13 protein-coding genes are annotated in these 10866 nt (G+C 69.1%); 4 read left to right on the top strand and 9 right to left on the bottom strand.

The genetic code is table 11. The features are described 5' to 3' along the window. Both CCR97_RS01240 and CCR97_RS01235 read left to right on the top strand, forming a co-directional pair. On the top strand, positions 1-198 hold a 198-nt coding region (locus tag CCR97_RS01240), incomplete at its 5' end, for a transposase (protein ID WP_201159240.1). After that, the gene (locus CCR97_RS01235) at positions 195-668 is read left to right on the top strand and encodes a hypothetical protein (RefSeq protein ID WP_111357892.1); all 474 of its coding nucleotides are present in this window, start codon (positions 195-197) and stop codon (positions 666-668) included. The genes CCR97_RS01240 and CCR97_RS01235, both read left to right, overlap by 4 nt. A gap of 40 nt (positions 669-708) precedes the next feature. Here the strand turns inward: CCR97_RS01235 and CCR97_RS01230 are convergent, their stop codons facing one another. Genes CCR97_RS01230 through CCR97_RS01220 form a run of 3 tightly spaced genes read right to left on the bottom strand, consistent with a single transcriptional unit; the run spans position 709 to position 3477 of the window. Continuing rightward, a complete protein-coding gene (locus CCR97_RS01230) occupies positions 709-1284 on the bottom strand; it encodes a Smr/MutS family protein (protein WP_111357893.1) in 576 nt (191 codons plus the stop codon). Between the two features lie 18 nt (positions 1285-1302). Continuing rightward, the gene (mltA, locus tag CCR97_RS01225; protein WP_244670196.1) at positions 1303-2715 is read right to left on the bottom strand and encodes a murein transglycosylase A; all 1413 of its coding nucleotides are present in this window, start codon (positions 2713-2715) and stop codon (positions 1303-1305) included. A gap of 18 nt (positions 2716-2733) precedes the next feature. Further along, positions 2734-3477 (bottom strand): Tim44/TimA family putative adaptor protein, encoded by a 744-nt coding sequence (locus CCR97_RS01220; RefSeq protein ID WP_111357894.1) that lies wholly within the window; start codon positions 3475-3477, stop codon positions 2734-2736. Positions 3478-3799: 322 nt separating this feature from the next. Here CCR97_RS01220 and CCR97_RS01215 point away from each other — a divergent pair, with 322 nt between their 5' ends. Both CCR97_RS01215 and secB read left to right on the top strand, forming a co-directional pair. Continuing rightward, a complete protein-coding gene (locus tag CCR97_RS01215) occupies positions 3800-4297 on the top strand; it encodes an FxsA family protein (protein ID WP_111357895.1) in 498 nt (165 codons plus the stop codon). 159 nt (positions 4298-4456) lie between these two features. Continuing rightward, positions 4457-4951: a protein-export chaperone SecB gene (gene secB, locus CCR97_RS01210; RefSeq protein WP_111357896.1), complete on the top strand. Its 495-nt coding sequence runs from the start codon at positions 4457-4459 to the stop codon at positions 4949-4951. 134 nt (positions 4952-5085) lie between these two features. Here secB and CCR97_RS01205 read toward each other — a convergent pair whose 3' ends face one another. The 6 genes from CCR97_RS01205 to lptB all read right to left on the bottom strand — a co-directional run bounded on the left by CCR97_RS01205 (position 5086) and on the right by lptB (position 10643). Then, positions 5086-5961, bottom strand: a complete 876-nt coding sequence (locus CCR97_RS01205) for a hypothetical protein (RefSeq protein ID WP_111357897.1) — start codon at positions 5959-5961, stop codon at positions 5086-5088. A gap of 188 nt (positions 5962-6149) precedes the next feature. Continuing rightward, on the bottom strand, positions 6150-6545 hold the full coding sequence (locus CCR97_RS01200; RefSeq protein ID WP_111357898.1) for a VOC family protein: 396 nt from the start codon (positions 6543-6545) through the stop codon (positions 6150-6152). A gap of 136 nt (positions 6546-6681) precedes the next feature. Next, positions 6682-7083 carry a PIN-like domain-containing protein gene (locus tag CCR97_RS01195; RefSeq protein ID WP_111357899.1) on the bottom strand — a complete coding sequence of 134 codons (402 nt, stop codon included), beginning with the start codon at positions 7081-7083 and terminating at the stop codon, positions 6682-6684. Beyond that, entirely contained in the window at positions 7080-7781 is a 702-nt protein-coding gene (locus CCR97_RS01190; protein WP_170145889.1) for a hypothetical protein, read from the bottom strand. The genes CCR97_RS01195 and CCR97_RS01190 overlap by 4 nt, the downstream gene beginning before the upstream one ends. A gap of 102 nt (positions 7782-7883) precedes the next feature. Next, positions 7884-9437: an RNA polymerase factor sigma-54 gene (rpoN, locus tag CCR97_RS01185; RefSeq protein WP_111357900.1), complete on the bottom strand. Its 1554-nt coding sequence runs from the start codon at positions 9435-9437 to the stop codon at positions 7884-7886. Between the two features lie 261 nt (positions 9438-9698). Continuing rightward, on the bottom strand, positions 9699-10643 hold the full coding sequence (lptB, locus tag CCR97_RS01180) for an LPS export ABC transporter ATP-binding protein (protein WP_408090428.1): 945 nt from the start codon (positions 10641-10643) through the stop codon (positions 9699-9701). Between the last annotated feature and the right edge of the window lie 223 nt (positions 10644-10866).

Genomic DNA, 10866 nt, shown 5'->3' with positions numbered 1-10866 from the left:
CCGTCGCGCTCGCCGGAGCTCAACCCGGTCGAGAACGTCTGGCAGTTCCTGCGCGGCAACTGGCTCTCCAACCGCGTCTTCGACACCTACGACGACATCGTCGACGCCGCCTGCGACGCTTGGCGACACCTCGTCGCCCAGCCGGAGACTATCACCTCGATCGGAATGCGAGCTTGGGCTCACATCGGTCAATCATGAGGGCCGTTAGTATTAACTACCACAATGGCTTCATACAGCTTGTCTTTGATGAAATCACAAATCAGGAGGTCGAAAAACCCTTCTGGAGGTTGGTTTCCGACCCAAAATGGCAGAACGTAGATTACGATATGAAGGATGCCATAGATAGGCGCGATACGCAAGGTCGCGACCCTGCATTGTATGCTGGAAAAGCTCTGGAAAGCACGATTAAGATAATATCAAACGAGAGAGGCCTCTCCACGGGACGGGAACGTGGTGCGAAAAACTACATCGACAATCTAAGGAGTGGGGGAATCCTTGAAGCTTGGGAGGCTGAAACGTTGGAGGTCTTCTTCAAGCACGTTCGGAACCCACTAAGCCACGGACCTGGGGCAGAAGAACTGACCAGTCTATCCATCCCACAAACCAACTGGGCAATTGAGAGCTGTATGAGTTGGATCAAAAGTCTAATCCAAAGGGCAGACAATTAGGTCAGAGCGCGGGTCGGGCCCGGGGCGTTCTTGCCCTGTGCTATGAGCGTGATCTTCTGATCCGCACATAAAGCGCGCCGGCGCCGCCGTGGCCGACCGCGGCGTCGAAGCCGGCCACGCAGGCGCGGAACTCCGGCAGCTGCAGCCACAACGGCACCTGCCGGCGCAGGATGCCGCGGCCCTGGCCGTGCCCAAATCCCTGTCCGGATCCCTCGCCGTCGCCGCCCTTGCCGGTGATCACCAGCACGTGCCGGCACCCCTGGCCCTGTGCCCGCATGAGAAAGCCGCGCAACGCCGCGTGCGCCTGGCTCTGGGTCATGCCGTGCAGGTCGATGCGCGCCTCGATCTCGGTGGTGCCGCGCGCCAGCCGCCGCGTGTCGCGCCGGCCGATCGGGGCGAGCGGGGGCGGTTTCGGCGCCTCCGGAATGGCCGGCTTCGCGGCGCGCGGGGGGGCCGCGAGCTTGGCCCGCGTCGCGTGGCGCGGCTCCGGTGTCGCCGGCGCAGCCGCATCGGCGGGCAGCGGTGCCACCGAGGCGCGGGCCTGATGCAGCGGCCGCACCGAGCGGATGACGCCCGACCACAGCCGGTGCTCCTCGTCGCTGAGCTTGCGCACCATGCCCCGCCCCACGATGCGTCAGCGTTGCGGCGCGCGCCGGCCGGCGCGCGGCTCGGCGCGTGACGGCTTCGGCTTCGCGGCCGGTTTTTCAGGCAACGGCGGCGGCCGCAACCGCGGCAGCGGCAGCGCGGCGCCGCGCGCGACCGGATCGATCTCCTTCGGCACCAGCACGGCGAAGCGGCCGGGCTCGCGGATGCGGCCGGCGATCCGCCCGGCCTCGTCGCCGGAGCCGAAATAGAGGTCGGCGCGCGCCGGCCCGGTGATGGCCGACCCGGTGTCCTGGGCGATCATGGTGCGGCGGAACGGATCGTTCGTGCGGATGCCGGTGATCGGGAGCTCGGCCGAGATGAAGAACGGTGTGCCGTAGACGTGCAGCACGCGATCGACCGCGATCGAGCGCCCGTCGGTGAGCGGGAGGCCCTGGCCGCCGAGCGGTCCCTGCGTCACGTCGAGCCCGACGATGCGGAAGAACACGAAGGCGCGATTCTGCCGCCGCACCTCGGTCGCCTCGTCCGGATTGTCGCGCATCCAGTCGCGGATGCGCGCCATCGACATCTCCTCGCGCGGGATGTGGCCGCGCTCGATCAGCACCCGGCCGACCGGCGTGTAGGGGAAGCCGTTGTGGCCGTCGTAGTTGACGCGCAGGAGCGTGCCGTCCTCCAGCCGCACGCGGGCCGAGCCCTGGATCTGGATGGTGAGGAGATCGGCCGGATCCTTCAGCCAGGCGATCTCCAGGTGCCGGCCGGAGAGCGCCCCGTCCTCGATCTCGCCGCGGTCGTAATACGGCACGCTCGATCCGTCGGGGAGGACGCGGAACGCCTGGCCACGGTTGGGGAAGGGCTGGCCCGGCTTGGCGCCGGGCGCCACCAGGTCGGGCGGCCGGCGATACATCGGGACCTTGAAGATCTGGTTCGGGAAGCGCGAGCCGTCGACGATCGGCTCGTAATAGCCGGTGAGGAAGCCGGCCGGCTCGCCGATCCGGCTGATGCGCAGCGGCCGGAAATTCTGCTCGAAGAATTTTCGCGCCGCTTCGGGGCTTTCGGAGCCGGCACCGGCGCGGTGGGCCAGGGCGCGCCGGCACGGTCCCATCAGGGCGCGCCGCATCGGCCGGGGGTCGGCGGCGGGATCGCCGCGCAGCAGCGGCCGGCAGCTCGCCTTGAAGGTGGCGAGCGCGGCGGCCTGGTCGTCGTCGGTCCAGCCGGGCAGATCGGCGAAGGTGACGGGCTCGAGCTGCGCGTCTTCGACGACCAGCGGCATCTCGGGCGGCGGGCGGCCGTGGCCGCGGGTCTCGGGGTCGTCACGCCGGGCCGCCGGGGCGGCCGACACGGCGTCGATCGACAGGCCGAATGCGCAGACGAGCGCGAGGCCGAATGCGCGAACTCGACCGCGGCGGATGCGAAGGCGACGGGAGGAGAGGGCGACGGCGGTCATGGGGCGCCGTCGCGGCCGTCAGTGGCCGGCCTCGGTGGCGACCAGCTTCCAGTTCGGATCGCGCGAGGAGACGTCGCGCGCGAAGGTCCACACGTCGGTGACCTCGGTGACCTTCTCGTCGGAGCCGTCGACCACGGCGCCGGCGCGGTCGCGCGTCACCGAGATGAGCTGGGAGACGAAGCGCAGCGTCACCTGGGCGATGCGGCCGCGCAGCTCGGCCGACGACACCTCGGCCGTGTCGATCGACACGAAGCGGGTCTCGGCGGTCTCGCCGCGGCTCTCGCGATCCTTGATGGCCGCCTCGAAGCCGTCGAACACCTCCTTCGAGAGGAGGTTGCGCAGCGAGCGGCGGTCACCCTCGGCGAAAGCCGTGACGATCATCTCGTAGGCCGCGCGGGCTCCGACCAGGAAATGCTGCGGGTCGAAGCTCGAGTCGGCGGCCGCGATGGCGGCGAGCCCGGCGGCGACCGGCGAGCCCGGGGCCGCGATGCCCTTGAGCCGGTCGGGCGACACGGCGACCGGCGCCTCGGCGGCCTCGATCGGCCGCGGCGCGGTCGGCACGTCGCTTCGCGTCGGCAGGGTCACCACCTTGTCGTTCGTGTTGGCGCTGCGGGCCGCGTCGCGCGGCGCGGCGGCGTCACGGGTGGAGAACGGGTCGTAGGGCGGCCGCTCGCGGCCGGTCCGCTGCCCCAATACGCTGCGCAGCCGCAGGAAGATGAACACGGCGAGCGCGAGAAAAATGATGGTATAGATGTCAAACACGTCTCGCACGCTCTCGCAGACGTTGCAGGGATTCGAAAGGACGGCTTCGGGCTAACAAGGGGTCGACCGAGCAGGTTCCGAACCGGCAGGTTCCGACGCCCTGGCTGGCACGCTCCGGGTTGCCATGATCTAGGTACGCTCCCGTTGCCGGTCCAGGGGCGGCGGGGAAACCCGCAGCCGGTCCGGGGTTGTGGTTACCGGGTCGGAGACCATCGAGCCGACGGCCTCTCCGGCCAGGTTGCTCTTCGGCGTCATGCGCCGCAGCGTATCGTCGACCCACGGGCATACCTCGGATTTGTGACTGCTTCCGGGTGCAAGATCAATGAAAATCGGCAAGTGGTTGGTGGCCGGCCTGGTGCTTCTCCCGCTCGCGGAGCTGATCGCCTTCCTGATCGTTTCGGCGTTTTTCGGCGTCTCCGGCGCGGCCGTGCTGCTGATCGCCGGCTCGGGGGCCGGCGTCCTGATCCTGTATCAGAGGGGACCACGGTGGCTGCAGGATGTCCGCGACCTGCTGTCGGGGCGATTTGCCGCGCAGGGCAGCGAGCGGACCGTGCCGGCCATCCCGGCGCTGGCCGCCGTGCTGCTCGCGATCCCGGGCTTCCTCACCGACCTCGCCGCCCTCCTGGTGCTCGTCCCGTCGGTGCGGACCCGCCTCGACGCGCTGCTCGGCACCGGCGGGCCGCCGGGCGCGCCGGACCCCGCCTTCACGCGCCGCCGCCATCCCGGCGCCGGGCCGGTCGTCGATCTCGCGCCGGACGAGTGGGAGGTGCTGCCCGAGCCGAAGCGGCGGCGCCGGGCGCGCCGCGACCCGCAGGCATGAGGGCGGCCGGGCGTAACCCGGGTCCGAGAGCGCCCGCCGGAGCCCGGCTTGTCGGGTCCGGCGGGCTGTGTTAGCCACGCGCCACCCGCCGGAACCGCCGGCGGCGACGGATTTTCGACTCGAGGTCACGCGGGCGCCTGCTCGCGGTCAGGAGAGATCATGGCCACCACCAACGGCGGCGACGCGGCCGCTCCGCAGGCGCAGCCCCAGGGGCCGTCGCTCAACGTGCTCGCCCAGTACGTGAAGGATTTCTCCTTCGAGAACCCGAACGCGCCGCGCAGCCTGATGCAGCAGGGCCAGCCGCCGCAGATCAGCGTGCAGGTCAACGTCAACACCACCCCGATGTCGAACACCGACTACGAGGTGGAGCTGAAGCTCGACGGCAAGGCCGAGGTCGGCGGCAACACGCTGTTCGGTTTCGAGCTGGTCTATGGCGGCGTGTTCCGGCTGCAGAACATCCCGCAGGACAACCTGCCGCCGCTGCTGATGATCGAGTGCCCGCGGCTGCTGTTCCCGTTCGCCCGAGAGATCGTCGCCAATGCGGTGATCAACGGCGGCTTCCCGCCCCTGCTGCTCGACCCGATCGACTTCGTCAGCCTGTTCCAGCAGCGCGTCGCGAGCCTCCAGGCCCAGCAGGCCGGCGCCCAGGCCTGATCGCGCCTCACTGCGATCTTCAGCGCTTCGATGCCCGGCCTCGCGCCGGGCATTCTGCTTTGTGGGGGGTGTCGTGAGGCGGCGGGTGCCCGGCCGGTCTCCGCACCCGGACGAGGCCGGCGCCCGCGTCGCCGCTACAGCTTCGGCAAGCCCGTCAGCCCGGCCGGCGAGAAGGCGAGATCGAGGAGCTTCCACTCCTTGTACTTCCCTGGCGGCAGCACGCCGGTGGCCTGGCAGCGGGCGAGCGCCGCCTTGGCGGTCTGCATCAGCACGGGGCCCTTGGCCGAGGCGGGAGCGGCGAGCAGCGCCGGCTCGCCGGCGAGCTTGCCGCTCGGCTCGAAGGCGACGCGCAGCACCACGTTGAGGCCCGCCGGTGCGTCGGCGAGCGCCGCCGGCGGCTGCCAGCACGACCGCAGATGGGCCTTGAAGGCGGCGATCTCGGGCTCGGTCAGCTTGGCCTTGCGCTCGGTCGACTGGTAGCCGACCGGCACGTTCATCAGGGGCGAGTCGAACCAGGTCCCCGAGCCTTCCCCGTCGGGCTCGGCATTCGCGGGCGCGGCGCTGGCGACGGCGCTCGTCGGATCCGCCGAGGCGAGCTTCGGCTCGACCGCCGGCTCTGTCTTGCGCGCGAGGCTGGCGGTCTGCTCGGGGGCGGGCTTCGGTGCCGCCTGCGGCTCGACCTTCGGTGCGGCTCGCGGCGGCTCGGGCTGCTGCTGCGGGACTGGTTGCGGCTGCTCTTTCTGCTTCTGCGGCTCCGTCGGCGCCGGCGGCTCCGCCTTCGCCTGCTGTGCCGGGGTCTCGGCCGGCGTCTCGGCCGGGGCCTCGGGCTGGCGCTCGGCCTGCTGCGGGGCTGGCGCGTCGGGCTTCGGCGGCTCGGGAGCCTCCTCGGGCCGCACCAGCTCGACCGTGATGGGCGGCGGCACGGCCGCCAGCGGCGCGCGCACCTGCAGGCCCGCGATCCCCCAGAGGAGGGCGTGCAGGATCACGGAGATGGCCAGCGCGAGGCGCACCGCTCGATCGCTCCCGGTGGACGGCAGGGTCGGGCCGGCGCGCACATCGCTCCGGCCACCCGATCATGAAGCCGGAATGGCCCGCCAGGATGGCCGCGTGGAGGCCGTCGTCGAATTTTTAACGCATGTGGCCGAACGGCACCGCCCTGCCCGCACCCGGTGCAGCGGTCGCCTCACGCCGGCTCGCGCTACGGCTCCGGCCGGTGGCAGACGCAGCAGAGCTTGTTGCCTTCCGGGTCGCGGCCATAGGCGCCGTAGAAGCTCGGGTGGTAGTGGGCACGCAGGCCCGGGGCACCTTCGTCGCTGCCGCCATGCGCCAGCAGCGCGGCGTGGAAAGCGTCGACCTCGGCCCTCGTCTTCGCCTCGAACGCCACCATGCAGCCGTTGCCGGGGTTCGGCGGCTGCCGGTTCTGCGGCCGCAGAATCCAGAACGGCGGCTCGATGCCGGAGAATCCCTCGGGCGCGTAGCCGGCGCCGACCTTGAAGGTCTTAACCCGCGCGAGCCCGAGCGTCGCCAGCACGGGATCGTAGAACTCCGTCGCGCGAAGAACGTCGGCGGTGCCGACCGTGACATGGCTGAGCATTTTTTGGGACTCCCGGCAGTGTCTCTGCCGCAGAGCCTATCCGAGCCAAGTTCCGCATAATAGCGCGACACACGACGCCACTTGCTTTCGCGCAAGCTCGAGTCTCTCTCCAGACATCCGGCTCGTCTGATGCTCGTCAAACCTTGAGCTGCCGAAGCCGCATCCCCTTCATCGGAAGCTCGAACATCGCCCCGCCCTGCACGTTTTGCGTGACGGTTTCGATCGTCGTCCAAAGCGCGAGAATCCGCTCCATCTGCTTGATGACGGGGGACTTCTGAAGACCGGCAGCGAGGAAGAGACCGATCAGGTTTGACGATCGAAATGCATGGTATTCGGCCTTGTTCCGAGTGATCCGACGGTCTCCGGAGAAAACCACCCAGTCACCTTCCCGACTCAGTTCCGTGATCCACTCGACGTCCGGAACATCGGTCCGCCCAAACCTGCTCTTCAGGGTGATGACGTCGTGCTGGCCTTTGAAAAGTTCGCCGAACGCGCGGGCCATCGCCGGAGACATGTTGTGGTCGAAGAAGATCTTCACGCCGCGAGGAGCGATTGCTCGAAGTCCACGGCATCGCTGACCACCGATGCCGGAACATCGTACAGAGCACAGACACGCGGTATCGAGCCCTCTGCCACCACGGCATCGGCGAGCGTCACGGTCGGAATCCCGAACTCGGCCGCGATCGGTTGACCGAACGCGCGTTTCGGGTCGACGACGATGCTTTGCTTGCCGTTGAAGGGCCGCCACCTCGCGACAATATCGTCCGCCAGGTCGAGATCCTTGAAGGTACGGTCGATGACCTGCCGAATGACGTATTGGCGCTTTCTCAGATCGAGAACCTCGTCCTCACCGGTCTGACGCAAGCTTTCCAGGAATATCGTACGGCCATCGGTCCGGAAGCGGCGCGTCGAGAAGGGGCGATCATCGTCGACGCATTCGCGGGCGTATTCGAGACAGTTTCGGATCGTGATCAAGGTCAGGCCCGCGTCGAGGAAACCCTTGATCATCAGCAACTCGATGAGATCGCGAAAACCGAGCTCGATGTGGTCCTCGTAAGCAGGAAGCTGCGGCTGCCACAGCGGGGGCATCTTCACAGCCTCGTCGCCGTTTCGATACGTGTAGCCACCCAGCCAACGTCGGATGCTGAGCGGAGCGATCTTGAGCAGGCGCGCGGCCTCGGGCACCGTGTAGAACCCGGTGCCGATCTGCGCAGCCTTGGCAATCGCAGGTGTCATGGCGGTAAGATTACTCGCCTCCGAGGACCGTCGCCACCCGGATCGCAGGCCGGAGTGTACCGACGCGCAGCTCGTCCACAGAACGGAGCGGCGAGCCGGCCTCTAAACGACCGCGGCCTTCATCTGCTTGTCGCGGCGGCGCTGGACCGAAGAGGGGATGCGCATCGCCTCGCGGTACTTGGCGACGGTGCGGCGCGCGATGTCGATGCCGGCCGCGCGCAGCTTCTCGACGATGGTGTCGTCGGAGAGCACGTCGTCGGGCGTCTCGGCGTCGATGAGCTGCTTGATGCGGTGGCGCACCGCTTCGGCCGAATGCGCCTCGCCGCCGTCGGCGGCGGCGATCGCCGAGGTGAAGAAGAACTTCAGCTCGAAGGTGCCGCGCGGCGTCGCCATGTACTTGTTGGCGGTGACGCGCGACACGGTCGACTCGTGCATGCTGATCGCGTCGGCGACGGTCTTCAGGTTGAGCGGCCGCAGGTGCTCGACGCCGTGCGTCAGGAAGGCGTCCTGCTGGCGGACGATCTCGCTCGCCACCTTGAGGATCGTCTTGGCGCGCTGGTCGAGCGCGCGCACCAGCCATGCCGCGCTCTGCAGGCAATCGGACAGATAGGACTTCTCGGTGTCCTTCTTGGCCCGGCCGGCGACGCGCGCGTAATAGGTCTGGTTGACCAGCACCTTGGGCAGCGTGTCGGAGTTCAGCTCGATGATGAAGCTGCCGTCCGGCGCCTGACGCACGAACACGTCCGGCACCACGGGCTGCACCGTGGTGGTGCCGAAGCGCAGGCCGGGCTTCGGATCGAGCCGCCGGATCTCGGCGATCATGTCGGCGATGTCCTCGTCCGACACGCCGCATTTGCGCTTCAGCCCGGCGATGTCGCGCTTCGCCAGAAGGTCGAGATGGGCGACCAGGGCCTGCATGGCGGGATCGAAGCGGTCGTTCTCGCGCAGCTGGATCGCCAGGCATTCGGCGAGGTTGCGGGCGCAGACGCCGGACGGGTTGAAGGTCTGCAACGTGGCGAGCACGGCCTCGACCCGCTCGGGCGGGCAGCCGAGCTTGTCGGCGACCTCGGCCGGATCGCCGGCGAGGTAGCCGGACTCGTTGACCATGTCCAAGAGGTACTGGCCGATCATCCGCTCGGCCGGATCCGTCACGGCGAGCGCGAGCTGCTCGGCGAGATGGTCGGCGAGCGTCGGCTCGGCCGCTACGAAGGCCTCGAGGTTGTAGTCGTCGTCATCGCGGCCGCCATTGCCGACCGCCGACCATTCCGAGTAGCCGGCCGGGCGCTCCTCGGCGAGGCGCGACAGGCCGGGGCCGGACTCGTCCGGAAAGACGTTGTCGAGCGCGGTGCCGCCGAGCCGGTCCTCGATCGACGAGCGGCTGGTGTCGGCGGCGTCCGCCATCCACTCCTCGGCGGCGTCGCGCGGGCCGGCCGGCGCCTCGGCCAGGGCGGGCGCCGCGTCGGCGCCGTTCGGCTCGGGCACGCTCGGCTCGTCGCCGCTGTCGCGCTCCAGCAGCGGATTGCGCTCGAGCTCGCCCTCGACATAGGCGGAGAGGTCGAGATGCGAGAGCTGCAGCAGCTTGATGGCCTGCAGAAGCTGGGGGGTCATCACCAGCGACTGGGTCTGTCGAAGCTGCAGCCGTTGCGAGAGCGCCATGGAAATCCCGGATGTCGTGTGGTCCGGTCGTGGAAAAGCCCCGGATTTGGTCCGGTTCTTGCTTATCCAATCTGTCGTCGGCTGTACATCCGAATCTTTGCGTGGTTTTTCGGATTCTTGCCGCAGCGACGCCAGCGTGGCTCGGGTGCCACGCGGTCCGGGCACACGACTCCGGCGGGGCCGGAGGCGTGTCCTTCCTATCACGATTTCGTGATCGACTTCGAGATCAGCGGGCCCGCCTGCGTGTCGACCCGAGGGCCGTCACATCCGGAAGCTCTCGCCGAGATAGAGCCGGCGGACGTCGGGATTGTTGACGATGTCCTCGGTGGCGCCCTCGGTCAGCACCTCGCCCGAGTAGATGATGTAGGCGCGGTCGGTGAGGCCGAGCGTCTCGCGGACATTGTGGTCGGTGATCAAGACGCCGATGCCGCGCTGGGTGAGGTGGCGGACCAGCGCCTGGATGTCGCCGACCGCGATCGGGTCGATGCCGGCGAACGGCTCGTCGAGCAGCATGTAGCTCGGCCGGCTGGCCAGCGCCCGGGCGATCTCGACGCGGCGGCGCTCGCCGCCCGACAGCGCGATCGACGGCGACTTGCGCAGCCGCGTGATGTTGAACTCCTCGAGCAGCGAGTCGAGGTCGCGCTCGCGCTGCTTCTTGTTCGGCTCGACGATCTCCAGCACGGCCCGGATGTTGTCCTCGACATTGAGGCCGCGGAAGATCGACGGCTCCTGCGCCAGGTAGCCGATGCCGAGGCGGGCGCGCTGGTACATGGGCAGCGCCGTCACGTCGTAGCCGTCGAGCTCGATGCGGCCGCGGTCGGCCTTGATCAGCCCGGTGATCATGTAGAACACCGTGGTCTTGCCGGCGCCGTTCGGCCCGAGCAGGCCGACCGCCTCGCCACGCCGGACATAGAGGCTGACGCCCTTCACCACCTTGCGGCCGACGAAGGTCTTCTCGATGCCGTGCACGGCCAGGTAGCCGTGCGTGGCGGCCTTCCGGGCCTCGTGGTCGCGGATCTGCTGCTCGCGGTGCCACTGGGCCGCCGCCTGGGCGTCGTCGTGATAGCCGTCGTAGGGGGTGTCGAGGCTCATCGGCTGATGTCCAGAGGGGGGCGGCTCGTCGCTCCAGCCGGGGCGCGTGATGTCGCGTCCCCGCGACGTCTGCTTCGGGGGCCTCGGTTTGAACCTGCCAAAGAAACCGGCCACGCGCGCCTCGACGACTCGGAGCCCAGGATCGGGACGAGGATCGGGACGAGGGTCCCCTCCGCGTCCGCGCCGGGACCATAGCGGGTTGCACGGCCGGAGCAAACGCGCGCGCGGACCGCGGCCGGGCGCGGCGCGCGAAACGCGAGGGGAAATGCACGCACGTCGCGGCGCCTAGTAGAGGCCGCTCGGGCCGGACCGCGACCGCGACGTGCGTGCATTTCCC

It is taken from the genome of Rhodoplanes elegans, assembly GCF_016653355.1.
GTDB classification, from domain to species: Bacteria; Pseudomonadota; Alphaproteobacteria; order Rhizobiales; family Xanthobacteraceae; genus Rhodoplanes; species Rhodoplanes elegans.
Note: the sequence above shows the minus strand (reverse complement) of the source record. Positions and strands in the feature narration are given on the sequence as shown.

Bases quoted from the DNA above. Each gene is read 5' to 3' on its own strand.
- CCR97_RS01235 (WP_111357892.1), top strand. From the start codon at position 195: ATGAGGGCCGTTAGTATTAACTACCACAATGGCTTCATACAGCTTGTC.
- CCR97_RS01190 (WP_170145889.1), bottom strand. From the start codon at position 7,781: ATGACACCTGCGATTGCCAAGGCTGCGCAGATCGGCACCGGGTTCTAC.
- CCR97_RS01230 (WP_111357893.1), bottom strand. From the start codon at position 1,284: ATGGTGCGCAAGCTCAGCGACGAGGAGCACCGGCTGTGGTCGGGCGTC.
- secB (WP_111357896.1), top strand. From the start codon at position 4,457: ATGGCCACCACCAACGGCGGCGACGCGGCCGCTCCGCAGGCGCAGCCC.
- CCR97_RS01215 (WP_111357895.1), top strand. From the start codon at position 3,800: ATGAAAATCGGCAAGTGGTTGGTGGCCGGCCTGGTGCTTCTCCCGCTC.
- CCR97_RS01200 (WP_111357898.1), bottom strand. From the start codon at position 6,545: ATGCTCAGCCATGTCACGGTCGGCACCGCCGACGTTCTTCGCGCGACG.
- mltA (WP_244670196.1), bottom strand. From the start codon at position 2,715: ATGACCGCCGTCGCCCTCTCCTCCCGTCGCCTTCGCATCCGCCGCGGT.
- rpoN (WP_111357900.1), bottom strand. From the start codon at position 9,437: ATGGCGCTCTCGCAACGGCTGCAGCTTCGACAGACCCAGTCGCTGGTG.